Raw genomic sequence first — 24,473 nt, 5'->3', positions numbered from 1 at the left:
TCAGAAGAAGCCGGGGCTGAGATCGAGGCCATAAGTCAGGCTCAGCACGAACACGAACAGCGCGGCGGCTGCGAACATTGCGACGTGCCGGACGATGAATTCGCGCGGCGAATTAGCGACAACAACGGCTTTCTGCGCAACAGGCATGACGGACTCCATTATGAAAAACGATTCTTGGCCGCCAATATGCGGCGTCCGCATCAAGCGCCGCGATCTGCAAAACAAGTATTAAGGAGATCACACTCGTTTTGAACGCCGGTACACAAGTCGCGCGTTGCGAGGAATTTTTCTGCCGAAAGATTCTCAGTCAGCGCATCAACGCGCGGCCAGAGATGGAACGCGTCTACTGTGACCGATCACTTCGTCGCAACGGCATGACGGCCGCGAATAAAAAAATGGCCGGGACTAGCCCGGCCATGACGTCGTGAAGGTTTTGGCTCCAGCCTCTCGGCCGGGTGCAATGTCGGTCTTACCGGGCGGAGCCCACGGTCGCAGTCTTCAACTTGCGCGGCGTCAGCACGGCGGCCTGAAGCGCCGTCATGCTGGTGGCGGGCGCCGTCACCTGCTGCTCGACATGGGCGGCGCCGAGCACGCGGACCTGCACGGGCGAGGCCGGAATGCCGTTGGCCTCATAGGCAGGCAGCTCGGCGGCGAAGGTGGCAGTCGTGCCCGCAAGAGCGAGGACAGCGGCTGCGATCGACAAAGTCTTCTTGTTCATGGTGATGCTCCAAAGAGAAGTTCGGAGCACATGTAGGGCTGATTTGCTGCGTTGCGACATGCATTGCTGCAACGCAATATCGCGCGTCGCGCATGGCGATATGTTTAACGCGCCGGACGCCTTGGGCGAATCGCCTCGCTGCGATGGCTTATGCGGAAGTAATGCTGGATTGCTTCGCTCAGCTCGCAAAAGGAGGGCGACAACGCCCTATTTCAAGGCAGTCGCCAATGCTTGCAATTTTGCGACGAGATTGGTGCCGAGCGCATAAATGACTTCAATAATCGCGAGCGCAATGCCCGCGGCAATCAGGCCGTATTCGATCGCTGTGGCACCGGATTCATCGGCCACGAATTCAGCCAACAAGCATTTCAATTTCACAAGCATATCCTTCCCAGATCTGCCGGACGTTGCCGGCACGCGAGCAATGCAGCATCACAATCCAAGATTGAGTAAATCCGGATAATTCAATTTGATCGGCATTCGGGGCCGATTTTGCCTGCTTCTCCACCTGCAAAGCTGCTGGAACCGCGCGGGAACCAAAGTTGCAATCGGGCAACACTCGCGCGAAAAGCCCTTTTCAGGGTTTTTGCGCCATTGCACCGCCACATCGTCCCCCGAACAATTGACGCGCCGCGTGCTTGGCTGTGCAATCTGGTTCGCTCACGAACCTTGGAGGCAGGGATCATGAATGATCGGCGGTCTCTTCTTGTGGCGGTCTCATGCCCCTCGGCCGTGATGGTCGGCTGGCTGGCACTGTCTCTCTCCGCCTATGCCCCTGCTTTGATCGAGAACAGCGGCGCCAATGCAGCCGCCGTCTCCCGCGCCAAAGATCTCACCCGCCTCGAACTTGCCGACATCCCGCGCGCGGCGACGATCGATGATGGCATCGCCCTGACCGCCGACATCGCCGCCGCCGCGGCTGCTACACCCCGCGTGGCGCTGGTCGAAGCACCTCCGCCCGAGACGCCCGCCCCCGCCGTCCAGCTCGCCTCGGCCGATCCGACCGACATCGTGCCTGCGGCTTCGCCCGCGCCTCAGGTCGCACCTGAGCCCGCGGCTGCCGCCAGCGAGGCTGCCGCTGTCATCAGCGAAGCCGCTCCCGTCGCCGGCGAGGCCAAAGCTGAAGTTGATACCAAGGCTGAAGAGACCAAGGCTGCGGACAAGGCTGAAGTTGAGCCCGCGCCCGCGCCCACCATCAAGCTTGCATCCGCCGATCCCGGTGACGTCGTGCCGCAAGAAACGCTGTCACCCGCGGCGATCGCGAGCGGGCCCGTGACCGAGAGCAAGTCGTCGCCGCCCGCCGATACGGTGGCCGTGCTCGATGAATGCTTCGCCATGGATGCCTGCATCGACCGCTATCTCTGGGCGCTTTATCAGCGCACGCCGAAGGAAGATTCGATCAAGGTCGAGGACCGCCGCGCCGTCACCATCAAGCGCAGGGGCAAGATGGTCACGGTGATGCGCAGCTTCACGAAACTCGTCGACGAGGATTTTGCCTGGAAGGATCCGAAGGCGGCCGACCGCGCCAAGATGGCGCTGATGGATTACGTCATCGGCGGCATGGACAAGAGCTTCAAGCAGAAGCTGTTTCGCATGCTGCTCGCCGCCGAGGCCGCCGGCCTCTCGCCGGGGATCACCAGCGCGTTCCGTGACGATTATCGCCAGGAGATTGCAAGCGGCCTGAAGGCAGCCTCCAACCGCTCCTATCACGGCGGCAGTCTTCGCGGCGGCTACGGTCACGGCATGGCGGCCGACATCGTCTCGACCGCCGGCAACAACCGCGCGCAGCGCTGGGTCTCGACCGAAGTGTTGTGGAAGTGGGTGGATGCCAACGGCAAGGCGCTCGGCATCGGCCGGCCCTATCTCGGTCGCGATCCGCCGCATGTCGGCCCGATCGACGGTCAGGAATATATCTCGAAGCGCGGCGGTTCGACCGACCGCAAGGAAGCCGCCAACACCCGATCGAAGAAAGCGCGCGCGGTGGCCAGCGCGAGGCCGCCGAAGTCCCAGGCCGCGCGGGAGCAGAAGAGCTCGGCAAGGTCGCAGAAATCGGCACAGTCCGCCGCGAAGCGAACGACCTGAGCCGTCGCTCAGTTCCCTGAGGCCGGCAACGGCACTAGACGCATCTCGACCGATCCTGCCTGCTCGGTGCGAACGAGCACGGCGAAGATGGTCTCGACCGCAAGCCGCACTGCCGCCTCGATTGCCGTCCCCTTGGCCAGGTGCGCCGCGATCAGGCCGGTGAGGAGATCGCCGGTGCCATAGGGGCGGATCGGCAGGCGCGGCGTCGCAAAGCGCGACAATTGCCCATCAGCACACAGGATCGTCTCCACCTGCCCGTTGGGCGTGTCGGCGAGCGTGCAGCCGGTGGCAACGACGTCGATCCGGCGTTGTCCCGCCAGGGCAGCCGCTGCCGCACGCAGGCTATCCGTGTCTGCGATCTTGACGCCGGAGAGCAGCTCGAGCTCGAACTGGTTCGGCGTGATCAAATGTGCGGCCGGCAACAAGCGATGCCGCACCACGTCCAAAATGCCGTCGGCGACATAGACGCGGCCGTCGTCGCCGATCACGGGGTCGCAGAGATAGACGAGCTTCGAATTGCGCGACAGCGCTCGCTCGACGAAATCGGCGACGACGACGGCGTTGTCGGGCGAGCCGAGATAGCCGGTGACGAGCACGGCCGCCTCGTCGACGAGGTCCCGCTCCTCGACACCCCGCAGCAGATCGGCAACCAGCTCGGCGTCGAGCACCCGCCCTCGCACGGTCGGATAACGCGGATGGTTCGACAGCAGCGTCGTCGGCACCGCGGCGACGTTGACGCCCTCCGCCTGCATCGCGTGGACCGCCGCGCTGTTGCCGACATGGCCGTGGACCACCTGGCTTTGAATCGAGATGACGAGCATGCAGAGGTCCGTAGGGTCAAAAGCGCGATGTGGCAAGCGTCGCCCGGATCACGAAAATTCGTACCCGAGCCCGGGCCGCAGCGCTTGCATCTTCCGCGCCAGCCTCCGGTGCCCGGTCTCCTCCGACCGCCCCAATTGATCGGCGACCGCGACATGGTCCGCGTCGCTTTTATGTTGGTTGAGCTTGGCCTGCCCCTCGATCTGATCGACCACGAGATCGACGACGCGGATCGCAGCCAGCATGCTCTCGCGCTTGCCCGGATCCATCTGCTGGAGGTCCCAGGGCTGTTTCGGCAGCCGCGCCTCGGCAACCGACAGCAGCGCATCGCCATGACCACGGTTTTCATCGTGTCCGCGCAGATGCATCACACCCGACAGATGCACCGCCTCGTAAAGCCAGGTCGAGACATTGTCGGGCGAGGCGTACCAATCGTTGGAGATGTAGGCATCGTCGCCGGCAACGATCAGCAGGAAGCGCCTGACGCCGTCGGCCAGCTCGACCAGCGGATTTTTTGCCGTGAAATGGATCTGCACGATCGCGCGCCCATCGCGCTCGACCAGCACGAACGGCACGTGCGAGGCGCGCGGGCCGTTCGCATCCGCCGCCACGATCACGCCGAAGCCGCGCCTTGACGCAAATTCCAGAGCGCGCTGCTGCTCGATGCGGAACTGGGGCCGAAGGACATGCATGGCGCGGCACTCGGGCTGGACGACGGGCGATGGAAAGCTAACCCATGATCCCACGAAATCCGAAACGATATTGGGCCGCAAACGCAGATGTCAGGAATGACTTCCGCGGCCTGCAAGCTGATCGAGGTAGGCGCAGAACATGTCGGCCAGCCCGTCGGCGTGGCGCGCGATCTCGGCCTCGCTGCGCGGCGCTTCCGAGAACCGCTTGCCGACTTCCGCCAGCGTCGTCTTGATCAGCTCCCCGGCAAGCTCGCGCGTCGCCTCCGGGGCCTGCGGCAGCGCCTCGCGCATGAAGGCTGCGACGATGCCCTCGCCGGCCGCGCGCGCCGCCTCGGCCTCGGGCGCATCGCGATAGAGCGGCGCGGCATCACTCAGCGCGCCGCGGATCGCCGCCTCCTCGCATTCGGAACGTATGAAGGCATGCACCAGCGCGCGCAGACGCACGAAGGGCGGCTTCGTCTGGTCCGCCAAAATGCCGCGCAGGAGCTCGCTCGTGCTTCGCCACTCGTCGCTCTGCAGGCGGAACAGGATCGCCGCCTTGTTCGGAAAATATTGGTAGAGCGATCCGACGCTCACCCCGGCCCGATCAGCCACCCGCGCGGTGGTGAAACGCTGTGCCCCTTCCTTCGCCAGAACCTGAACAGCGGCATCGAGGATGGCCGCGACCAGCTCGTTGGAGCGGGCCTGCTGCGGCTGTTTTCGTGAGGAAACTGAACGACTTCGACGATCGGCCACGGTCTACCCGGGGGAATGCGAATAGGAAATGCGACGAATTAGTCGTATTTCAATCCGCACGCAAGCCCACGCCTTGCCGCGAACTCTGGAGACACCGAATGACCACCCCGACCATCACCTCGCTTGCGCCGCTGCTGGATCGCCTGTTCGACCAGGACGAAGCCGCACGCGGCGCGACACGAGCCGCCTTCGCCGACGTGACCGACGCCGACCGCGCACGGATGATGCAGAGCAAGACCGATTACCGCGACCTCTACGCACGCCTGAGGGACGCGCCGCTCGCCGTCTCGCGCGAGACGGGCAACCTGCTCTACATGCTGGCGCGCAGCTCGCGCGCGAAGGTGATCGTCGAGTTCGGCACCTCGTTCGGCATCTCGACCCTGCATCTGGCCGCAGGCTTGCGCGACAATGGCGGGGGAAGGCTCATCACCAGCGAGTTCGAGCCGTCCAAGGCGGCGCGGGCGCGGGAAAACCTGAAAGACGGCGGGCTGATCGATCTCGTCGAAATCCGCGAAGGCGATGCGCTGAAGACGCTCAGCAAGGATTTGCCCGATCAGATTGATCTCGTGCTGCTCGATGGCGCCAAGGCGCTCTATCCGGAGATCCTCGATCTGGTCGAAGACCGTCTGAAGCCCGGCGCGATCATCGTCGCCGACAACGCCGATTTCAGCCCGGACTATCTCGCCCGCGTCCGCCATCCGGGCAACGGCTACATGTCCACGCCCTTCGCAGGGGACGTCGAACTCACCGTGCGGATCAACTAGCACCGCATCGAACGGCTCACGACGGCTTGAAGCCGCTGCGCGATTTGTCGCGCGGCGGCTTCCCGTCGCAGCCCCGGGCTCATCGCTCCCTGTCGCAGGCTCGTCACTCACACGTGATATCCGCTCCCGACAAAAGCCAGATTACGCGTGCTAAACATACCTACCGCGCGGTATCTTTCGCGCGCCAGGCCCGAGATCGTCATGACGTCCGCTTTCACCTCCTATGCCGCGCTTGCCCTCGCCATCGTGTTCGAGGTGACGGCGTCCGCCTTCCTGCAGCAGTCCGCGCAGTTCACGCGGCCCTGGCCGACGCTGGCGATGGTGCTGTTCTACGTGGCCTCGTTCTACGCGCTGTCGGTCGCGATCCGCGTCATCCCCCTGAGCATCGCCTACGCGATCTGGGGCGGGATCGGCATCATCCTGACCGCCACCGTCTCCTTCGTGCTGTTCCGCCAGATGCTGGACGCCGCAGCCTTCGTCGGCATCGGACTGATCGTCTCGGGGGTCGTGGTGATCAACCTGTTCTCGCAGACGACAGCGCATTGATGCCGGCGAGCGCCTATACCCGCGCCAAGCAGCCCGAGCAGGTGCGGCGCGCCCTGCTGGACCACGCCGCAGCGATCGCCATGGACCACGGCGTCTCCGGTGTCACGGTGCAAGCGGTGGCAGCGGCGGCCGGCGTCACCAAAGGCGGGCTGTTCCATCATTTCGGAAGCAAGCAGGCGCTGATCGAGGGCCTGTTCGCTGATCTGCTCGCCCGCGTCGATGCCGAGATCGACGCCGCCATCGAAGCGGATCCCAAGCCGCGCGGCAGTTTTACGCGCGCCTATGTCAATGCGGTGTTCACCGGCAAGGCGTTCGGCTTCGCCACGCCCTGGGCGGCGTTGAGCATGGTGGTCGTCACCGACCCGTCACTGCGCAAGCTCTGGAACGACTGGATGAAGGCGCGCCTTAAACGCCACCGTGCCACCGATGCGACGCCTGAGCTGCAGATCGTACGTCTGGCCGCAGACGGCGCCTGGCTGTCCTTTGTCACGACGGGACAGACCCGCATGAACGCCGATCTGCGCGCCGTGCACGACCGCCTGATCGCGCAGACCTATCGGCGCGTCTAGTCCAGCCGACTACTGGCTCTGCGCCGGCTTGGGCGGATGCGGCTTGGATCGGGGTGACTTTGCGCCAGGCTTCACCGGAGCAACTGGAGGCGGCGTGTCGACCGACACCAGATAGGCTGCGAGCGCCTTGGCCGAGTCGGGACCGGCCGAATAATGGTCCTGCAGGAACCAGGACAGCGTCAGGGTGTAGCGCCCTTTCGCGAGCCCCCGCGGACTGCGGTGGCAGGCCGTGCAACCGTCGGCGAACAGCTTTTCAGCCGATTTGCCGGCGTCGAGATTTTGCGCGAAGGCAAACGGCGCCGTCAGCGCGATCGCAGCCGCGGCCACGGTCCCAAGAATCACCAGAGGCGCAATGACTTCGCGCCCCGGTCGAATGTGCGATCTCAATGTCGTCCCCTAGCCCGCGCCTTGCGATCACGCCGCCAGCAACTGATCGAACTCCGGCGGCGCGTAGGCCTTGCCGTCCTGATCGGTGATGACGACCCGCCACCCTTCGCTCGCCCAAACCTTCGCCTTCGCCACGATGAGCAACCGGCTTTCACGGGCAAAACTGTACTTCTCATTGTCGCGTTCTGCGACCATTTTATAGGCCAATGCTTGTCCCCTTGCGGTTGCCCTGCCCCGTTCCGTCGTGGCAGCGGGCTTTGGCGGCAATTCGCCGGGAGCGTGGCAATTTGGTGCCGTCCGCGGCAGCATTGTGCGCCGACACCGGTTCCAACAGCGCGACGAAGGTCCATACGCCGCATCATCAATGAGATTCTGCTTGCCGGGGGCTTGTTCGCGGCCATGCCGCGCAACCGCGCAGACCTGGATCCGCGACGGCCGAGTGCTGTACAACCCCTATGCGGTGCAGAGCCGCCAGCCGGCGCCGGCCCATCGCCGCCGCGACGGAACCGATAATGCCGAGCCGATCCGCTCAGTGAACGCGGATCACGTGTGGACGGCCGAGATCGATCAGACCCTGCACAGCCGATAGACGGTCGTCCAGGGCAGCTATGGTGAGCAACAGATTGTTGCGGCGCTCGTCGAGCAGCCCCATCTCGGCACCGGAGAGCTTTGTGCTCGTCCGCTCCTTGTGGATGCCATCGAGAGATTTGCGCAAGCCCGCAATCAAGCTGGCCAATTGCCTCGCCTCCTTGGTCATCGACCGCTTCGCGACATTTTGGCGGCGCGAGTCCGCCTGGCTCTGTCTCATCTACATCCTCCCGTGCCCCGCTGCCCCGAGTGGATGCTTACACCTTTGAGTACACATATTACGATCGATGAAATCTGCCCGCGAAGAACTTTCTTAAATTGTACGCGCACGGAACCCGAACAACCCAAGCAAAAAGCCCGGCGCGGAGGCCGGGCTTTTCTTTCCAATGTCACTGGTGCTTCTGCGGACCACCGCCGGGCCCGCCGCCATGCGGCGCGGCGTTGACGTGCGGCGCGCCGCCGCCGCCACCGGGATGCGGCATCGCAGGCGCAGGTGCAGCCGCACGCGGTGCCGGCATCTGCGCGTGGGCGTTCATCGGCGCGCCATGGCTGATATTCGGCTGAGCGACGTGCGGCATCGCGGGCCGGGGCGCCGGCGCGGCCGACACACGCGGCGCTTCATGTGCACGCGCCATCGGCTGCGCGCGTATCGCAGCGCGGCTTGCCGCCTGTTCGTGCATCATCCGCGCCTGCGCGTCACGGGGATTGCGGCCCTGCACCGCCGTCCGCTCGTTGACGAAACGCTGGCTCCGTTCGGTGCGATTCCGATCGACGCCGATTGCAGCCTCGCGCTTGGCGATCGTCGCATCATGCCGCGCCGTCGCGGCATCACGGCCGGAGACGGCAACATTGCCCTTGTTATGCGCGTCGCGGCCGAGCGCAACCGCAGCGTCACGCGTCGCGGCGCGTCCGATCCGAGCGGCGTGCGGATCGATCGTCATCCGCGTCGCAAAGCGCTCATGCGACGTCCAGTAGTTATTCCAGTAGGCGTGGCGGCGATACCAGGGGCGGCCCTCGTAATAGCTCGACCAGTACGAGCTCAGCACGAACGGGACGACGGGCACGTCAACCTCGTCGGCATAGTCGGGCAGATAGACGTAGTGATTGCGGTAGAGATATTCGAGATATTGCGACGACACCCAGCCGCGGTCGTCGGAGAAGCTCACATCGCACCAGGCATTGCCGCGCAGGCAACCGTGGATGTTGACGCGGGCGCCCTCGGGGACGCGATCGACAAGCGGAAAGCCCGCACCCGGGCCGGCGCGCAGACCGGTCGAGACGGTGACGATTCCCGGCGCGGCCAATGCGGCCGTCGGCGCGAGCAGCAATGCAGCAACTAAAGCGGTTCTCAGTCTCATGGCGAAGTCCTCCTCTGAGAGGCGGAACGCGCGAGCGGAATGAAGCGTTCCGTGCGCCGACGCCGTATCAGCCAAAAGATTGAGAGGCGCGCTGCGCCCGCGGTTCAATATTCATCCGCCATTCATCGGCGCAGCAACGTGTCAGTTCACCTGCAACATGAAGCCATCGAAATACGCCGCGAGCGCCGCAAAATCATCGAGCGGCAGCACCTGTGCAACGTATTGATCGGGCCGCACCACGACCATGCAGCCGGACGTCCGATCGATGCCGCGCATATCGAACACGTCTTGTCCGCTCTTGAGGTCCGGACAAAACATCTTTTCGTAGTCGAGCAAGCCGTAGCGCCCTTTCCGCGGCAGCAGCAGCGTCGGCATCGCCTCGATGGCGAGCGCGCGATGATCCTGCTGAAACACCGCGCGCAGATCGATCACGGCATCGATGTCGGCACCGGCCGGCGTGTACCGCCTGAGCGGCGATTCCCTGGCCTCCGCGAGGAAACTGCACAGCGCGCGAATGGCGGAGCCGGGCGCGGCCGGATCTTCGGCACCGGAGAACGCATAGATCCGGAAACGACCATCCGCCTGCGCCGCGTGGCCGAGATGCACGGGCTTGGCGTCTCCAAGCCGTATGACCGGCGCCGAATGGAAGCGTTTGCCGATGACGAGGCCCCGCGCGAGATGCTGATGCGAGGCTGCGCCGGTGAGGAGTGACGGCGTGTAGTGCGTCGCCGTGCCCGCGGTGTAGCGGCCGTGCCTGACGAAATAGTCCTGCGTCTTCGCCGCATCGCCACCGCCGGCTTTCGCCGCGGAGGCGAGAATCCCGGACCATTCACGATCGAAATCGATCAGCTCCTTCGCGACCGCCTGCCGCTCGGCCGAATAGGAATGAAGCAGGCTCGGCGTACTCTGCTTCCGCAGCACGGCGGCGAGCTTCCAGCCGAGGTTGAACGCGTCCTGCATCGAGACGTTCATGCCCTGCCCGGCTTTCGGGCTGTGGGTGTGACAGGCATCGCCGGCGATGAAGATGCGCGGCAGCCGCGTGTCGATCTCGGTTTCCGGCACGTCGTCGAACTTGTCGGTCAGGCGCTGGCCGATCTCGTAGACCGACCACCAGGCGATCTCCTTCACCTCGAGCGTATGCGGCTTCAGGATCCGCTGCGCTTTGGCAATCACGTCTTCGGCCGTGATGTTGCGGTTGGCAACGCGCTCGCCGATGTCGAGCTTTGCCAGCTCGACATAGAGGCGGACCATGTAGCCGCCCTCGCGCGGAATGATGAGAAGGCTGCCGTCCTTGGCCGACTGGATCAGCACTTTGAAACGGATGTCGGGAAAATCGGTCACCGCCAGCACGTCCATCACGCCCCAGGCATGGTTGGCGGAATCGCCATGCAGTTCGCGGCCGATCGACTTGCGCACCGTGCTGCGCGCGCCGTCGCAACCGACGACGTAGCGCGCCTTGATCATCTCGACCTTGCCTTCGTTCGCGGCATCGACGCGTTCGAGGCGCACCGTCACGGCATGGTCGGACGGCCCAGCGGCTGGATCGACCTGGAGGTCGAGCAGACGCCTTCCGTAATGGGGCTCGAGCTTGGCCGGCGACTTTCGCATCACGTCGAGGAAACCGTCATGGATGCGTGCCTGGTTGAGGATCACGTGCGGGAATTCCGACAGCCCGTCCTCGACGTCCTGCACCCGGCCGCTGCGGACGATCTTCTCCGGCGCCTGCCCGTCCGGCTTCCAGAACGTCGTCTCGTTGACCCAATAGGCCTCCTTCAGCACGCGCTCGCTGAAACCGTAGGCGTGGAACATCTCCAGGGTGCGGCAGGCGATGCCGTCGGCCTGGCCGACCGCGAGCCGGCCCGGCTTCTGCTCGACGATGCAGGTCTTGATATCAGGGAATTGTGCGAGCTGGGCCGCGAGCGTCAGGCCCGCCGGGCCACAGCCGACGATCAGGACATCGACTTCATCAGGCACGGCGCCGACAGCGCCCGAGGCCTGGATGCGCTCGGTGGGATCGGCGATCTCGGGGTCGCCCGGCTGGAATCCATTGAGATGGAATTGCATGAGCACCTCTCCCGTTGACGTTTTGTTGGATATTGCTCAGTATGCTGACTATCAGTATACTTGTCAATAATCATCCACCGTCCCTGCCCGCACGGAGAATTCGGTGAAAGACAACAACGACATGCCCGGCCATCTGGCACGCCGGTTCCAGCAGATCGCGGTCGCCGTGTTTCTCGCCGAGGTCGGCGAAGCCGGCTTCGACCTCACCCCGGTGCAATACGCGGCGCTTGCGACCATCAAGGCCAATCCGGGGCTCGACCAGGTCACGCTCGCGGGACTGATCGCCTATGACCGAACCACCATCACCGGCGTGGTCGATCGCCTCGTGCAGAAAGGCCTGACTGAGCGGCGCGCCAGCAGCCGCGACCGCCGCGCCCGCGAGCTCGAGATCACCGACGAGGGCCGCCGCACGCTGCGCAAGATCACGCCCGCGGTCGAATCTGCGCAACAGATCATGCTGCGCGGCCTCAGCGCCAAGGAAGGCGAGGATTTGATGCGGCTGCTACGCAAGGCCATCGCCGCCGGCAACGAGCTCAGCCGTGCGCCGCTGCGCGATGCGTAAAGCGTTTTCGAGCGAAGTGGGTACCGGTTCGCGTCAAGAAAACGCGACAGGCAAAAAGCCAATACCCCCGTAGTTTTGTACGTATTTGTCGCAGACCCGCGAAACCTGGAGCTAACCTTCGGCTGTTACGGTCGGCGTCAATTCTGCGCTTAACGCGCGATTAACTTTGCCGGTTTGGAGCTTCGGATGTTCAGGGTCGTCATTGCCGCCACGGTCATCGCGCTGTCCACCGGGCATGCGTTCGCGAATGGGCATGGCGGCGGCGGCGGCGAAGCCCCGGCCGCGCCGAAAGTCGAGGCGGTGCCCGCACCTGCGCGCTACGTGCTGACCAAGCAGGGCCCGAAGCTCGTCGACCTCAAGGGCATGACGCTCTATTTCTATGAGCGCGACACCAGCGGCAAGACATCGAGCTGTAACGGCAAATGCGCAGAGGCCTGGATTCCGCTGGCTGCTCCCGCGAATGCCCAGGCGACCGGCGATTTCACACCGATCACCCGCAATGACGGCAGCAAGATGTGGGCGTTCCGCTACCGTCCGCTCTACACGTCGGTGGCCGACAAGGCGCCGGGCGAAGCCAATGGCACCGCCACGACGTTGCAATGGCGCGTCGCCCGGCCCGAGGATTAAGGCGCGAACGGCGCACGCCCATCAGTGCCTGAAGTGCCCACAAGCTTCGCATGGGCCGCGGAATCGGCCGAGGCGTAGTTCACCTCCGGATTCCAGTGCAGCACCGAGTACGCGACCAGTCCGGCGAAGATCGATCCGTAGAAGCCAACGGCAACCAAGCGCCAGTTGCGGACAATGCGACGGTCGCCCTCATTCAATTGATCAAGAAATTTTTGCATGATGCCTCCAATGGCAACGAGCCATTGAGACATAGCGCAACCGGCGCCTGGCGCCTGTGAAGCAGTTCACCTTTGCAACCGCCCGGTCGTCGCTCGACGCAGTCACGACCTTCAAGCTTCGGTGATGCGGCTGACGTGACAGGTCAGATCAGCTGTCTCACCCGCGCCAGTTCGGCCCTGCATTCATCTGCGCACTTTGTCCAGGCGGTAGCACCACGACGGTTGCGTTGAGCTTCACCCGATCGAACAGATCGATCACGTCCTCATTGCGCATCCGGATGCAGCCCGACGAGATCGCCTGCCCGATATATTCCGGCTGATTGGTGCCGTGGATGCGGTAGAGCGTGTCCTTGTTGCCGGTATAGAGATAGATGCCCCGCGCACCCAGCGGATTGGCGGGACCACCGGCCACGCGCGACGGATACGGCCCGAGTCGCGCCTGGATCTCTGCCGTCGGCACCCAGTCTGGCCATTCCGCCAGACGACCGACACGCGCGACGCCCGAGAAGGCCATCGCCTCTTCGCCGACCGCGACGCCGTAGCGGATCGCCTTGCCGTCGGGCAGTACGTAATAGAGATAGCGCGCATCGGTATCGACCAGGATCGTGCCCGGCTGCTCCTTGCGCGGATAATCGACGATGTGGCGGAGATATTGCTCAGGCACGTTCGCCTGGGCGTAAGGCGTGTGCGCCAGCAACTGACGGTCGCGCGGCGTCATGCTCGCATCCGTCGATGGCGAGAGCGTCGTCTGCATGCAGCCACCGAGCGGCAGCAGGGCGAGAACGAATAAAGCGAATAGAGATTTTGGCACCGCCGGCCCCCGATAGCGGATAGCAGCACCCCCAGCACGGTAAGGATGCTGCCCAAATCGTGCTGAAAACAAGGCAATGCGGAACACGTGCCCGTGTTCGGCACGGCTGGTTCCATCACCACAAACGACAGAAGACCGTCGCGATGTCTCCATCGCCTTGCCTTGCTTTGGTCAAACCCGGCTGGACTCGTGCGACATCAGGCCAACCCCAGGATTTGGTTGAGCTCACGCAACAGATCGGCTCGCGCGAATGCGGACGACCAAGGGGTCAAAGGAGCTGCGATGCTCGCAACGTTGAACAGCCGGCAGATCGTCGACGAGATCGTGAAGGACACGGTCAGCAACAACGATCCGCACGATGCCGTCCAGATTTCGCCTGACGTGGTGCGGGCTTCGCGCGTGACCGGCGAAGCGCCCACGCTGGCACCCGAGTTCACCGCCCGTCCGGAGCCAAAATTCGCGCCGGAGCCCAAAATTCATCCGGAGCCGAAATTCATCCCGGTCCTGGAGCCGCAAGCGGCAACGCCGTCGGTCGACACCGCTGTGCGCGTCACGGCCAGCGATAGTCGGGGCCGGCCGAAGCGATCGACCGCCGGCAGGTGGTTGCGCGGCGCGTTCCTCACATCCCTGTTGGCCGGCGGCAGCGCCGCCGCGACCATCGGCTGGGAGAAGCACGGCGACACTGCGAAGCAGATGCTTGCCGAATGGACACCGGTCTTGACGTCGCTGCTGCCTTCAACGTCCAAGACAGCGCCGGTCGCAACCGCGCAGGCCGCGCCGCCCGCCGCACAGGATCAGGCCACCGCCGCCGACCAACCTGCGGCGACGCCCGCAGCACCGGTTGTCACCGCGGCCGCCGCGCCTGCCCCGACACAAGCCGATGCCTCGCAAACAGTGGAGTCCATGACGCGCGACATCGCCGCGATGGCGCAGCAGATCGAGCAGCTCAAGGCCAACATCGCCGAGTTGAAAACAAGTCAGGAGCAGATGGTCCGCGAGATGGCGAAATCATCGGCGCCAAAGCCGGTCGCCGAGACAAAACCGCCGATCGATCCGCGTGCGCGCGTGTCTGCGCTGCAGCCGCGCCCTTCGGCGCCGATGCCGCCGGTTCGCAAGCCGAAGCCGATCGTGTCGCACAGCTACACACCGGCTTATTCGCCGCCGCCGATCGCGCCCCCGCCGCCGCCGTCACAGGCTGCCGCGGTCCCGCCGCCGGTGGCAGCACCGGTCGCGACGACGCAAGCCGTTGCCGATGATGACGGACCTGTCGTGCGTCCACCGATGCCGGTGCACTAGCGCCGCATCAAACGACAACGCAAGCTGTCCGACTCGATGTGATGATGTGAGTCCGTGCAACTACGGTGATGCGCCGACGCGCGCAAAGAGAAAAGGCCGTCGGGATCTATGCCGCCGGCCTTCTCTTGCAGCTGCCGGTTCCCGGAGCCCGGTTCTGCTGCAATTCCATGCCTTATGATCAGGCCGATATATTTAATAAAATCTTAAAGCGCTCGAACCTTGCACATCATTTCTGCGCCATAAGCGCAGAGATTGCGCGATCCGATCATCGGATAAATATCGACTCAGTGGTACGATCTCTCATGTTTCGAAGCCGTCTGTTTGAAGGCTTCTTTTGGAAATTTGGATCGTCACACCGGGGAATTCGGATGCCGTATTATTCCTTCGATCTCGTGGTTGGTGAAGAGTTCAAGAACCAGGGTGGAATCATCCTCGAAGACATCGAGGTTGCCTCCGATCGCGCCGTTCAGCTCGCCACCGAGCTGTCGCAGGTGAAGCCGGAGCTGCAGCGGAAAGGTTGCTCGGTGCGCGTCACCGATCGCGATCACAACGAGGTCTATCGCACGCCGCTCGATCCCGTGCCGGCCTGGCGTCGCTAGCTAGTCGTCCAGCACCGGCGCTTCGAACCAGTTCGTCAGCGACAAGCCGCCGTCGACGACGAAGGCCGCGCCAGTGACGTAGCCTGACAGCTTGTTCGAGAGCACGGTCAGCGCCATCGGCACGAGGTCGTCGGCCTCGCCGAGACGCCCGAGCGGAATGTGTCGCGCCAGCGAAGCATCCGCGACGAACCCTCCGGCCGCGATCGCGCCCGGCACCAGCGCATTGACGCGGATGTGGTGACGACCGAAGGTCTTCGCGAGCTCCTTCACCAGCATCGCCATCCCCGCCTTTGCCGTCGAGTAGTGCGGCAGGTTGCGCGGCGTGCCCGCGTGCAGCGAGGTGAGAAACAGGAACGAGCCGGGCCGCTTCGCCGCGATCAGCCGCTTTGCGATTTCGCGCGCCAGATGAAAGCCGGCATCGAGATTGACGGCGTGCATCTCCTGCCAGGTCCGGCGATCGACCGCGAGCGCATGATCGGCTTCGCGCCGCGGCGGCGAGGCGCTGTGCACGAAATGCGTGACCTCGCCAAGCGCCGCTTCGGCGACCGCAAGCAATTCGTCGCACGCCTCGAGCCGGGCGAGATCGCCGACCCAGGGCCGCGCCAGATCAGGCGACCCGCTCGCGTCGATGGCGGCCTTGACCCGCTCCGCGTTGACATCGGCAAAGAGCGTCCGCACGCCCTCGCCGACCAGGCCCTGCGCGATCGCGCGGCCGATGCCGTTGCCCGCGCCGGTGACGAGTGCCCTGTCGCGTGCGGGATCGAATGGTGTGCTGAACAGGCTCATGTCGCTCTCCGGGGGCCAGGGCGGGTCCAATCTAGCGCACGCAACAAACGGGCGACAATCAGCCGCGCCAACCATTGCGAAGCGGCCCGCCGGACGCTAGCCTCCCCAAAAAACGAGGAGGACCCAAGGATGCGCTACCCGTTCCTGATGGCAGGCCTGTTGCTGCTCGCCGCGCCCGCCCAGGCAGCTGACGACCATACGCGCTCGAACTATGTGACGATGGTCTTGCAGGCCTTCGCCGCCAAGGTCGAATGCCCGAACACGGACGTCGCCTATCAGGATCTGGTGCAGAAGGCGCAGCAGATGCAGCTTCCCGATGGCACCACCGAGCAGGTGCGCAAGGCCATTGCCTGGATGCACACCGGCGGCAAGATGGGCGAGAAGCAGTCCGACGACATCATGGCTGAGGTCGCGGTCGCAACCCAGACGACGGACCTCGACCAGCGCCGGCTCGGCATGACCAGCTGGTGCGAAAAGCAGAAGACCAACCTTGCCGGCTTGATCCGAAACAAGGGCGGTTAACCGGCTTTCCCCGCACCGTTAAGCACGCCGCGACGGAACCCTCGTCGCGGCCCATAATCGTCACATTCCTGGCCAGCATGCGAGGCGTCTTCAAACTGGAGAACCCCATGCGGATCACTCATCTCGTCTTCGCCGGGCTGCTCGCGGCGAGCGCCGTGCTGACAGCGCCCGCGCTGGCGAAGAATTCCGATTCCCGGAAGGGCGAGGACAAGGCGACCTCGTCATCCTGCAGCGCCTATCAGCAGGCGGCTGACGGATCCTGGGAGCAGCTCCCCTGCAAGGAGACCGGCGAGCGGGCGCAGCCGCAGACCCAGCACAAGCCGGCAACGCAAGGTGCCGAGCAAGGCGAACGTTAGACCAACCCGACAGAGCGGGAACCGGGCGGCCTCGACCGGGTTGTCGGCTTGCCGCGGTGCATAGGCCAGCTAAGGTGCCGTGGGCAGGGCTGAGGATCAGCTGCTGGAAACGCCAACCCCGCGAGCTCTTGTGGATTCGATCGAGTTTGAGGACCTGCAACGCCGCCTGAAGGCGCTTGAGGAGGAAAACGCACGCCTCAAGGCCCAGGGGATCGCCGTTGTCGGCGAGCGAAAAAGGGCGGAGTCCGCACTCGCCGAAAGCGAGGAGCGCTACCGGACGCTGTTCAACTCGATCGACGAAGGCTTCTGCATCATCGAGTTCTTCGACGGACCGCACGGCCCGCTCAGCGATTACATCCATGTCGAGGCCAATCCCGCCTACACCCAGCATGCGGGCATTCCGAACGTGGTCGGCCAGAAGGTCCGCGAGATGGTCCCGACCGAAGCTGGCGGCTGGGTCGAGCTCTATGGCGACGTCCTGCGTACCGGTGTACCGATTCGCTTCGAACGCGAGCTGATGGCCACAGGGCGCCACCTCGAGCTCGCCGCCTTCCGGGTCGAGCCGGCCAGCCGCAAGCAGGTTGCGGTGCTGTTCCAGGACATCACGCCGCGCAAGCGCGCCGAGCGGGATCTGCAGCAGCTCAACGAGACGTTGGAGGCGCGCGTGGTCGCGGCGTTGGCCGAACGCAAGCTGCTTGCCGATATCGTCGAGGGCACCAACGCCTTCGTGCAGGTGGTTGACCCAAGCTTCCGCTGGCTTGCGATCAACGGTGCATCGGCCCGGGAATTCTTCCGCATCTACGGGGTGATGCCGCAGGTCGGTGACAATATGCTCGAGCTGCTTGAGGATCGGCCCGAGCATCGGGACGCCATCCGCTCCGTCTGGGCGAAGGCGCTCTCCGGGCAGGAATTTGTCGAGATCGGCGAATTCGGCGACCCCAGCCGAATCCGGCGCTCCTACGAGATGCGCTTCAATTGCCTGCGCGACGGCGATGGCCGGATCGCCGGCGCCTATCAGTTCGTCTACGACGTCACCGAACGGCTGAGAGAGCAGGAGCGCCTGCGCCAGGCCGAAGAGGCGTTGCGGCAATCGCAAAAGATGGAAGCGGTCGGCCAGCTCACCGGCGGCATCGCGCACGATTTCAACAATCTGCTCACCGGCATCACCGGCTCGCTGGAGCTGTTGCAGACACGGCTCGGCCAGGGCCGCGTCAAGGAGATCGACCGCTATGTGACCGCGGCGCAAGGCGCGGCCCGGCGCGCGGCCGCCCTCACCCACCGTTTGCTGGCCTTCTCGCGACGGCAGACGCTCGATCCGAGGCCCACCGACCTCAATAGACTCGTGATGGGCATGGAGGAATTGATCCGCCGCACCGTCGGCCCCGAAATCGCGCTGGAGGTCGTCACCGCAGGCGGATTGTGGGCCACGCTGATCGATGCCTCGCAGCTCGAAAATGCGCTGCTCAACCTCTGCATCAATGCGCGCGACGCGATGCCGGAGGGCGGCCGCATCACCATCGAGACCGCCAATCGCTGGCTCGACGAACATGGCGCGGGCGAACGCGATCTCGAACCCGGGCAATACGTCTCGCTCTGTGTCACCGACACCGGCACCGGCATGGCCGCAGATGTGATCGATCGCGCCTTCGATCCCTTCTTCACCACCAAGCCGATCGGCCAGGGCACGGGCCTCGGCCTCTCGATGGTCTATGGCTTCGTGCGGCAGTCCGGCGGACAGGTGCGCATCTATTCCGAGGTCGGACAAGGCACCACGATGTGCCTCTATCTGCCGCGCCATTACGGCCACGAGGCAGACAAGCCGTCAGCACTCGCCACCAAGAGCCCCGTACGCCCGCAGGCAAGCCACACCATCCTGATCGTCGACGACGAGCCCTCGATCCGCATGCTGCTGACGGACGCGCTGGAAGAGATCGGCTTTGACGTCATCGAAGCGCATGACGGCCCAACCGGACTGAAGATCCTGCAATCGGATGCGACCATCGACCTGCTCATCACCGATGTCGGCCTGCCCGGCGGCATGAACGGTCGCCAGCTCGCGGATGCCGCGCGCGCGACCAAGCCGACGTTGAAGGTGCTGTTCATCACCGGTTACGCGGAGAACGCGATCATCGGCAACGGCCAGCTCGCGCCCGGCATGCAGGTGCTGACCAAGCCGTTCGTCGTCGAGGCGCTGGCGGGCCGCGTGCTCGATATGATCAAGGACGGAACCGGACCAAGCTGACGAATCCGGTTCCGGCGAATCAGCTAACGGCCGGACCGCGCATGATCTTCATGGCGTCGGCGATGTGGCGCCATTCCTTGGCTTCGTCGGCCTCGCCACGGCCCTCGCAAGCCTGCGCCTGTTCGGCGGCCTTCGCAATCGCAGCGAAACCGTGTCTTTCCAGCATTTGCCGCGCGACAGTATGGAGCTGGATCTCGGACATCATGGGCGCACTCCCGTTTGAAGGAAACCGCGGCGCCCGGCTCGGCGCTCCGCGGGTTTCTGATAACGGATTTGCCGTAGCTCCCGTTCCGCACGCTACCGATCACATCGGCAGGCCTAGGAACTTGAACGGCTCGGCCTCGCGGAAGCTGGCGGTCGCATCACCCGCAAATGTGTGATCCTGGTCCGGGCCGAGATCGAGCTTCTTCACCTTTCCGGTCTGCGGCGAGAAATCGACCTTCTTGAGATCGACCCAGAACGTGTTCGGCGTCAGCACCGACTCGAAGAAATAGAGTTTTCGCTGGTGGTCGGCGACGGTGCGCCAGCGCGTCGACGAGATGTTCGGTTCATCCGGCGTGTTGATGCCGAAAGGCACGGAGGTATTGCGGATCACGCTGAAGACGCTGGCGAGCGCGCGGTCGGGATTCTCGTCCTTCGGGATCGCGTTGACGTAGAACGAGGCGCGCGCGAACCGGTCGGAAGCGCGGTTGGTGCCGGGCAAGAACACCGTGCCGCCGATCTGCTTCCAATAGGCGTTGAGCGCGAGTTGCTCGTCGAAGGTCGGCGAATTCGTCATCACCTGGTATTGCCGGCCGTGATGGATGACTTGCTTACCGGCGATATATTCGACGATGGCGCTGTCGCCGGTCGCATCCGAGATCGACAGGTGCAGCGTCGCGAGCCGCTTCTCGCCCGGCACGTTGTCGGTGACGATCGTGAACGGCTCCTTCGCGAGCACGTCGACCGCCTCTTGCACGGTGGTGAAATTGTCGAGCACATATTGCGCCCATGCCGCGATGGTCAGGCCCGGCTTGCTCTGGTCGAACTTGGGGTATTCCGACTCCACCAGCCACAGCACGTTGGCCATCAGGCCGGCCTCGTTGAGCCCATCGGTGGTCGAGATGTCGTAGCCCGAGGCGATCACGCTGCCGTATTTCGAGGTCCATTTGAGCGAGTTGGGCCCCACTTCGCCGGTTCGGGCCATGCCGCGCGGAAAGATCCAGAGATTGGTGGCAACATCGCTCTTCCAGTCCATCGAGCGCGCCGTGATCACCTGATTGCCCGCGCCGTGATAGACGAAACGCGTGCAGGCCAGCGAGACCGATGGCGCGGCCGCGATCGCTGCGGCGAGCGCCACGGCCATGATGCGTTGATGGATCGGCTGTCCCGACGGCATGGCGCATTCCCTTCCTGAACCAGCAGGACGCGCAACGCCCTGCAATGACAATCCAGCGTCGAGACGGAATCGGGCGAAACCGTGGTTCCCGGCATGCACGCAAGACAAAGGCGGCCCGCCGTGCCCGGCGGACCGCCTTCTCACCCACCCCAAAGTCTGCGGTCGCGTCCCCTACGCGACAGCCACCTTCTTGCGCTCAATATCGTTGGGCACCTCGATGTCGACCTCGAGGGTCGAGACCTCGTCGCCACGCTCGAGCCGGACGATGACCTTGGTCGGATCCAGCGTCACGTGCTTGGACACGACGGCGAGAATTTCCTCACGCAGCACGCCGAGCAGATCGGGCTGGCCACGCAGTCCGCGTTCATGGGCAAGCAGGATCTGCAACCGTTCGCGAGCGACGGGTGCGGACGCCTTGTTGCCGCGGAGAAGCCGGAGCAGACCCATGCTCATGCAGCCCTCCGTCGCAGCAGACGATCCATGAAGCCCTTGCGCTCGGTCGGCACATGCATGGCGACAGTGTCGCCGCACAGCCGCCGCGCCGCGTCGATATAGGCCCGCGCGGGCGCGCCGTGGGCGTTCGACAGCGTCACCGGCGTGCCGACGTTGGAGGCCTTCAGCACGTCCTGGCTCTCGGGGATGATGCCGAGCAAGGGCGTTGCGAGGATTTCCAGGATGTCGTCGATGGTGAGCATCTCGCCGCGCGCGGCGCGCGAGGGATCGTAGCGGGTGATGAGAATGTGCTTCTCGACGCGCTCGCCCTTCTCGGCCCGCACGGTCTTGGAATCGAGCATGCCGATGATGCGATCGGAATCGCGCACCGAGGAGACTTCCGGATTGGTGACGATCACGGCCTCGTCGGCGAAGCGCATCGCCATGGAGGCGCCGCGCTCGATGCCGGCAGGGCTGTCGCAGATCACCCAGTCGAAACGGCTGCGCAGGTCGGCAATGACCTTGCCCACGCCCTCTTCCGTCAGCGCGTCCTTATCGCGGGTTTGCGAGGCCGGCAGCAGCCAGAGGTTCTCCAGCCGCTTGTCCTTGATCAGCGCCTGCGGCAGCTTGGCCACGCCCTGCACGACGTTGATGAGATCGAACACCACGCGGCGTTCGGCGCCCATCACGAGGTCGAGGTTGCGCAGGCCGACGTCGAAATCGACGACGACGACCTTGTCGCCGCGTTGCGCGAGCGCAGCTCCCAATGCGGCGGTCGTGGTGGTCTTGCCGACCCCGCCCTTGCCTGATGTCACGACCAGTACCTTACTCATCTGAAATGTCTCCTTTGCTGGTCAGTTCAGTGCTGTAATTCGCATGGTATTCCCCTGCAGCCAGGCCTGCGCCGGCTTGCCGCGCAAGTCGGCGCCGATATCGTCGGCGGTCTGGTAAAACCCATCGATTGCAAGTAGTTCAGCCTCGATCTTCTGGCAGTAGATGCGCGCGCTAGTGTGACCGTTCACGCCCGCCATGGCGCGGCCGCGGAGCGCGCCGTAGATGTGGATGGAACCGCCGGCGACGACTTCGGCGCCCGAGCCGACCGAGCCCAGAATGGTGACGTCGCCCTCGGGAAAGATCACGGTCTGCCCGGAGCGCACCGGGGCCTCGAGCAGCAGCGAGGTCGGCTTGGTCTCGACCTTCGCCTCCGGCTTCTTGGGCGCGCTGGGTTCGATCACGCAGCTTCGCCCGCCCGAGAGCAGCGGCGGCATGGACGGCGTCAGCCGCGCCTCCTCCACACCCTCGATACCGAGCACGCGGATGTTGCGGTCCTGCAGGCTGGTGAGGAGATGACCGATGCCGGCCTGGCTGAGATCGACCGAGGACAGGTCGACCACCACGGGCCGACCGGCGAAGAAGCCCGGCGAACGCGCGATGGTGGTGTCGATCTCCTGGAGCCAGTCCTGGATCGGAACCGTCGGCACGAACACGAAGGCCACGTAGGAGCGCCCGCGCAGGCGCACCATTTGGCGTTGGATTTTTGCTTCAGCCTCCATGGCGGCCGACTCGTTCCCAGTTATTGAATGGTTAACGATGCCGCCGATATGGTTAACGGCCGGTTAATTTCTCCTTGGGAGGGGTACGTGGGCGGATTTGGCTAGCGGTGGGCCTCGCCCCTGGCCCGCCTCTGCTGGCAATCGTGTCGCACGCCGTTCGCGCGCTATTGGCACAAACTGCATAGCTGGTTCGCCGGCATCGACCTACTCTCCCCGCGAGCTCTTCTCGCCAAGCGCGTCGCCCCGCGGCTCGCAACATTCGGCTGTCGTGGAGAGAACATCATGCCGACGAAGCATCGGCCGGGCGAAGTCCGGCGAGCACGGGTCATTCGTCCATTGCTGTCGCTTCTCGCCGCGGCCCTGATTGGCGCGCACATTACCCCGGCTCTTGCCGACCAACCGGCAAGGATCATTGGACTTCCCGCGGTCCCCGTCTGGACCGGCGATTTCGACGGGATGAAGGACCGCAAGCTCGTCCGCATCCTGGTGCCCTTCAGCAGGACGTCGTTCTTTCTCGACAAGGGCGAAGCCTTCGGCTTCGAAGCCGAGCTTGGTCAGGAGTTCGAGGCCTGGCTGAACAAACGCTACGGGAAGAAGCCCTATCACATCAACGTGGTCTTCATACCAACGCCGCGCGATCGATTGTTCGACGAACTACGAGCGGGCAAGGGTGACATCGCCGCCGGCAATCTCACCATCACTGCGGAGCGCGCCAGCATCGTCGATTTCGCAGCGCCTTGGGCGACGAACGTCAAGGAAGTCCTCGTGACGGGACCCGCGGCACCAGCCATCGCAGGGCTCGACGATCTCGCCGCAACCGGCGTGGCAACGAGGCTCTCCAGCAGCTATTTCACGCATCTGAAGGCGATCAACGAACAGCGCAAGCAGTCGGGAAAAGCGCCGATCAAGCTCGATGCCGCCGACGAAAATCTTCAGGACGAGGATCTGATTGAAATGGTCGGTGGCGGCCTGCTGCCGTGGGTGGTGGTTGATCGTCACAAGGCAGTCGCCTGGTCGGGCCTGCTCAAGGGACTCAAGGTCCGCGAGGACATCACGATCAACGACGGCGGAGAGCTGGCCTGGGCCATACGAAAGGACAGCCCGCTCCTGACCAAGGAGCTCAACGAGTTCGTCGCTGGCCACCGGCTCGGAACGGAGTTCGGCAACAACCTCAAAGCGCGTTACGTGACCAACGCCAAGGCCATCAAGAATGCGATTGCCGACGCCGGAAAGCTCCAGGCGCTGGTCGCGGCATTCACGGAGTATGGCGGTCGATACGCCATCGATCCGATGTTGCTCGCGGCACAAGGCTACCAGGAATCAGGCTTCGACCAGAAGATGCGAAACAGCTCCGGCGCGGTCGGCATCATGCAGATCAAGCCGAGCACGGCGCACGAGAAGCAGATTGCCATCAACGATGTCACCTCACGTGCGGAGGACAACATCCACGCCGGCGCAAAATATCTCCGCTTCCTTGCCGACACCTATATCGCCGAGCCCGCCGTCGAGGCCCGCGAACAGGTGTTGATGGCGCTCGCAGCCTACAACGCGGGCCCCGGCAATCTGAAGAAGTTTCGCGATTTTGCCAGTAAGCATGGCCTCGACCGAAACCGCTGGTTCGGCAACGTCGAGAACGGAGCGGCAGCGATCGTCGGGCAGGAGACGGTCGGCTATATCGGCAATATCTACAAATACTACGTCGTCTACGCGGCCCAGATCAAAGCAAACGAGGAGGCCGCGAAGACCGACGCCGTGGCCAAGCCGTAGCC

At 64.4% G+C, this 24,473-nt stretch carries 32 protein-coding genes; 12 read left to right on the top strand and 20 right to left on the bottom strand.

Going from position 1 to position 24,473, the window contains the following annotated elements; translation table 11 throughout:
- The 4 genes from NLM31_RS20770 to NLM31_RS20755 form a co-directional block, all read right to left on the bottom strand.
- On the bottom strand, nucleotides 1-147 hold the full coding sequence (locus NLM31_RS20770) for a hypothetical protein (RefSeq protein WP_187437598.1): 147 nt from the start codon (nucleotides 145-147) through the stop codon (nucleotides 1-3).
- Between the two features lie 322 nt (nucleotides 148-469).
- On the bottom strand, nucleotides 470-718 hold the full coding sequence (locus NLM31_RS20765; RefSeq protein ID WP_254193458.1) for a hypothetical protein: 249 nt from the start codon (nucleotides 716-718) through the stop codon (nucleotides 470-472).
- 207 nt (nucleotides 719-925) lie between these two features.
- Entirely contained in the window at nucleotides 926-1,090 is a 165-nt protein-coding gene (locus NLM31_RS20760; RefSeq protein ID WP_254135398.1) for a Flp family type IVb pilin, read from the bottom strand.
- Nucleotides 1,071-1,226: a hypothetical protein gene (locus NLM31_RS20755; protein WP_254196360.1), complete on the bottom strand. Its 156-nt coding sequence runs from the start codon at nucleotides 1,224-1,226 to the stop codon at nucleotides 1,071-1,073. The genes NLM31_RS20760 and NLM31_RS20755 overlap by 20 nt, the downstream gene beginning before the upstream one ends.
- Nucleotides 1,227-1,402: 176 nt before the next feature.
- Here NLM31_RS20755 and NLM31_RS20750 point away from each other — a divergent pair, with 176 nt between their 5' ends.
- A complete protein-coding gene (locus NLM31_RS20750; protein WP_254193457.1) occupies nucleotides 1,403-2,800 on the top strand; it encodes a hypothetical protein in 1,398 nt (465 codons plus the stop codon).
- An 8-nt stretch (nucleotides 2,801-2,808) separates the two neighbouring features.
- On the opposite strand, the gene pdxY is transcribed toward NLM31_RS20750, so the two are convergent.
- The 3 genes from pdxY to NLM31_RS20735 all read right to left on the bottom strand — a co-directional run bounded on the left by pdxY (nucleotide 2,809) and on the right by NLM31_RS20735 (nucleotide 5,046).
- Entirely contained in the window at nucleotides 2,809-3,621 is an 813-nt protein-coding gene (pdxY, locus tag NLM31_RS20745) for a pyridoxal kinase (protein ID WP_254193456.1), read from the bottom strand.
- Nucleotides 3,622-3,669: 48 nt separating this feature from the next.
- Nucleotides 3,670-4,311 (bottom strand): FMN-binding negative transcriptional regulator, encoded by a 642-nt coding sequence (locus tag NLM31_RS20740; protein ID WP_254193455.1) that lies wholly within the window; start codon nucleotides 4,309-4,311, stop codon nucleotides 3,670-3,672.
- 90 nt (nucleotides 4,312-4,401) lie between these two features.
- Entirely contained in the window at nucleotides 4,402-5,046 is a 645-nt protein-coding gene (locus tag NLM31_RS20735; RefSeq protein WP_254193454.1) for a TetR family transcriptional regulator, read from the bottom strand.
- A gap of 98 nt (nucleotides 5,047-5,144) precedes the next feature.
- Here NLM31_RS20735 and NLM31_RS20730 point away from each other — a divergent pair, with 98 nt between their 5' ends.
- The 3 genes from NLM31_RS20730 to NLM31_RS20720 all read left to right on the top strand — a co-directional run bounded on the left by NLM31_RS20730 (nucleotide 5,145) and on the right by NLM31_RS20720 (nucleotide 6,925).
- The gene (locus tag NLM31_RS20730; RefSeq protein WP_254193453.1) at nucleotides 5,145-5,810 is read left to right on the top strand and encodes an O-methyltransferase; all 666 of its coding nucleotides are present in this window, start codon (nucleotides 5,145-5,147) and stop codon (nucleotides 5,808-5,810) included.
- 201 nt (nucleotides 5,811-6,011) lie between these two features.
- Nucleotides 6,012-6,356: a multidrug efflux SMR transporter gene (locus tag NLM31_RS20725; RefSeq protein ID WP_254131133.1), complete on the top strand. Its 345-nt coding sequence runs from the start codon at nucleotides 6,012-6,014 to the stop codon at nucleotides 6,354-6,356.
- Entirely contained in the window at nucleotides 6,356-6,925 is a 570-nt protein-coding gene (locus tag NLM31_RS20720; protein WP_254193452.1) for a TetR/AcrR family transcriptional regulator, read from the top strand. Before NLM31_RS20725 ends, NLM31_RS20720 begins: the two co-directional genes overlap by 1 nt.
- A 9-nt stretch (nucleotides 6,926-6,934) precedes the next feature.
- On the opposite strand, the gene NLM31_RS20715 is transcribed toward NLM31_RS20720, so the two are convergent.
- The 5 genes from NLM31_RS20715 to NLM31_RS20695 all read right to left on the bottom strand — a co-directional run bounded on the left by NLM31_RS20715 (nucleotide 6,935) and on the right by NLM31_RS20695 (nucleotide 11,322).
- On the bottom strand, nucleotides 6,935-7,312 hold the full coding sequence (locus NLM31_RS20715; protein WP_254193451.1) for a hypothetical protein: 378 nt from the start codon (nucleotides 7,310-7,312) through the stop codon (nucleotides 6,935-6,937).
- 27 nt (nucleotides 7,313-7,339) lie between these two features.
- Nucleotides 7,340-7,507, bottom strand: a complete 168-nt coding sequence (locus NLM31_RS20710) for a hypothetical protein (protein WP_245305985.1) — start codon at nucleotides 7,505-7,507, stop codon at nucleotides 7,340-7,342.
- A 334-nt stretch (nucleotides 7,508-7,841) separates the two neighbouring features.
- Nucleotides 7,842-8,120: a hypothetical protein gene (locus NLM31_RS20705; protein WP_254131130.1), complete on the bottom strand. Its 279-nt coding sequence runs from the start codon at nucleotides 8,118-8,120 to the stop codon at nucleotides 7,842-7,844.
- A gap of 169 nt (nucleotides 8,121-8,289) precedes the next feature.
- Complete coding sequence (locus NLM31_RS20700) at nucleotides 8,290-9,258, bottom strand: SH3 domain-containing protein (protein WP_254193450.1); 969 nt, start codon at nucleotides 9,256-9,258, stop codon at nucleotides 8,290-8,292.
- A gap of 141 nt (nucleotides 9,259-9,399) precedes the next feature.
- On the bottom strand, nucleotides 9,400-11,322 hold the full coding sequence (locus tag NLM31_RS20695) for an FAD-binding monooxygenase (RefSeq protein WP_254193449.1): 1,923 nt from the start codon (nucleotides 11,320-11,322) through the stop codon (nucleotides 9,400-9,402).
- A gap of 103 nt (nucleotides 11,323-11,425) precedes the next feature.
- Between NLM31_RS20695 and NLM31_RS20690 the strand changes: the two genes are divergently transcribed.
- Both NLM31_RS20690 and NLM31_RS20685 read left to right on the top strand, forming a co-directional pair.
- A complete protein-coding gene (locus NLM31_RS20690) occupies nucleotides 11,426-11,884 on the top strand; it encodes a MarR family transcriptional regulator (RefSeq protein ID WP_254193448.1) in 459 nt (152 codons plus the stop codon).
- A gap of 186 nt (nucleotides 11,885-12,070) precedes the next feature.
- A complete protein-coding gene (locus tag NLM31_RS20685; RefSeq protein ID WP_254193447.1) occupies nucleotides 12,071-12,511 on the top strand; it encodes a hypothetical protein in 441 nt (146 codons plus the stop codon).
- Here the strand turns inward: NLM31_RS20685 and NLM31_RS20680 are convergent.
- Nucleotides 12,508-12,729: a hypothetical protein gene (locus NLM31_RS20680; RefSeq protein WP_254131125.1), complete on the bottom strand. Its 222-nt coding sequence runs from the start codon at nucleotides 12,727-12,729 to the stop codon at nucleotides 12,508-12,510. The genes NLM31_RS20685 and NLM31_RS20680 overlap by 4 nt on opposite strands.
- Before the next feature lie 157 nt (nucleotides 12,730-12,886).
- The gene (locus tag NLM31_RS20675; protein ID WP_254135397.1) at nucleotides 12,887-13,483 is read right to left on the bottom strand and encodes a L,D-transpeptidase; all 597 of its coding nucleotides are present in this window, start codon (nucleotides 13,481-13,483) and stop codon (nucleotides 12,887-12,889) included.
- 339 nt (nucleotides 13,484-13,822) lie between these two features.
- Between NLM31_RS20675 and NLM31_RS20670 the strand changes: the two genes are divergently transcribed.
- Entirely contained in the window at nucleotides 13,823-14,836 is a 1,014-nt protein-coding gene (locus NLM31_RS20670; protein WP_254193446.1) for a hypothetical protein, read from the top strand.
- A gap of 368 nt (nucleotides 14,837-15,204) precedes the next feature.
- A complete protein-coding gene (locus NLM31_RS20665; RefSeq protein WP_254131123.1) occupies nucleotides 15,205-15,435 on the top strand; it encodes a DUF6894 family protein in 231 nt (76 codons plus the stop codon).
- On the opposite strand, the gene NLM31_RS20660 is transcribed toward NLM31_RS20665, so the two are convergent.
- Complete coding sequence (locus tag NLM31_RS20660; RefSeq protein ID WP_254193445.1) at nucleotides 15,436-16,221, bottom strand: SDR family NAD(P)-dependent oxidoreductase; 786 nt, start codon at nucleotides 16,219-16,221, stop codon at nucleotides 15,436-15,438.
- 129 nt (nucleotides 16,222-16,350) lie between these two features.
- Here NLM31_RS20660 and NLM31_RS20655 point away from each other — a divergent pair, with 129 nt between their 5' ends.
- From NLM31_RS20655 to NLM31_RS20645, 3 genes are all read left to right on the top strand, one after another.
- The gene (locus NLM31_RS20655) at nucleotides 16,351-16,743 is read left to right on the top strand and encodes a hypothetical protein (protein ID WP_254131121.1); all 393 of its coding nucleotides are present in this window, start codon (nucleotides 16,351-16,353) and stop codon (nucleotides 16,741-16,743) included.
- 107 nt (nucleotides 16,744-16,850) lie between these two features.
- Nucleotides 16,851-17,099: a hypothetical protein gene (locus NLM31_RS20650; RefSeq protein WP_254131120.1), complete on the top strand. Its 249-nt coding sequence runs from the start codon at nucleotides 16,851-16,853 to the stop codon at nucleotides 17,097-17,099.
- 130 nt (nucleotides 17,100-17,229) lie between these two features.
- Nucleotides 17,230-19,341, top strand: coding sequence for a PAS domain-containing protein (locus NLM31_RS20645; protein WP_254131119.1), 2,112 nt, complete (start codon nucleotides 17,230-17,232; stop codon nucleotides 19,339-19,341).
- A gap of 19 nt (nucleotides 19,342-19,360) precedes the next feature.
- Here NLM31_RS20645 and NLM31_RS20640 read toward each other — a convergent pair whose 3' ends face one another.
- From NLM31_RS20640 to minC, 5 genes are all read right to left on the bottom strand, one after another.
- Nucleotides 19,361-19,546, bottom strand: a complete 186-nt coding sequence (locus NLM31_RS20640; protein ID WP_254131118.1) for a hypothetical protein — start codon at nucleotides 19,544-19,546, stop codon at nucleotides 19,361-19,363.
- A gap of 99 nt (nucleotides 19,547-19,645) precedes the next feature.
- On the bottom strand, nucleotides 19,646-20,686 hold the full coding sequence (locus tag NLM31_RS20635) for a linear amide C-N hydrolase (RefSeq protein WP_254196240.1): 1,041 nt from the start codon (nucleotides 20,684-20,686) through the stop codon (nucleotides 19,646-19,648).
- Nucleotides 20,687-20,890: 204 nt separating this feature from the next.
- A complete protein-coding gene (gene minE, locus NLM31_RS20630; protein WP_254131117.1) occupies nucleotides 20,891-21,172 on the bottom strand; it encodes a cell division topological specificity factor MinE in 282 nt (93 codons plus the stop codon).
- The gene (gene minD / locus NLM31_RS20625; RefSeq protein WP_254131116.1) at nucleotides 21,169-21,984 is read right to left on the bottom strand and encodes a septum site-determining protein MinD; all 816 of its coding nucleotides are present in this window, start codon (nucleotides 21,982-21,984) and stop codon (nucleotides 21,169-21,171) included. The genes minE and minD overlap by 4 nt, the downstream gene beginning before the upstream one ends.
- Before the next feature lie 21 nt (nucleotides 21,985-22,005).
- Nucleotides 22,006-22,704 carry a septum site-determining protein MinC gene (gene minC, locus NLM31_RS20620; RefSeq protein ID WP_254193444.1) on the bottom strand — a complete coding sequence of 233 codons (699 nt, stop codon included), beginning with the start codon at nucleotides 22,702-22,704 and terminating at the stop codon, nucleotides 22,006-22,008.
- A 282-nt stretch (nucleotides 22,705-22,986) separates the two neighbouring features.
- Between minC and NLM31_RS20615 the strand changes: the two genes are divergently transcribed.
- Nucleotides 22,987-24,471: a lytic transglycosylase F gene (locus NLM31_RS20615; protein WP_254193443.1), complete on the top strand. Its 1,485-nt coding sequence runs from the start codon at nucleotides 22,987-22,989 to the stop codon at nucleotides 24,469-24,471.
- The last annotated feature ends 2 nt before the right edge of the window (nucleotides 24,472-24,473 follow it).

The sequence above is a fragment of the Bradyrhizobium sp. CCGUVB4N genome, from assembly GCF_024199945.1.
Taxonomy (GTDB): domain Bacteria; phylum Pseudomonadota; class Alphaproteobacteria; order Rhizobiales; family Xanthobacteraceae; genus Bradyrhizobium.
Note: the sequence above shows the minus strand (reverse complement) of the source record. Positions and strands in the feature narration are given on the sequence as shown.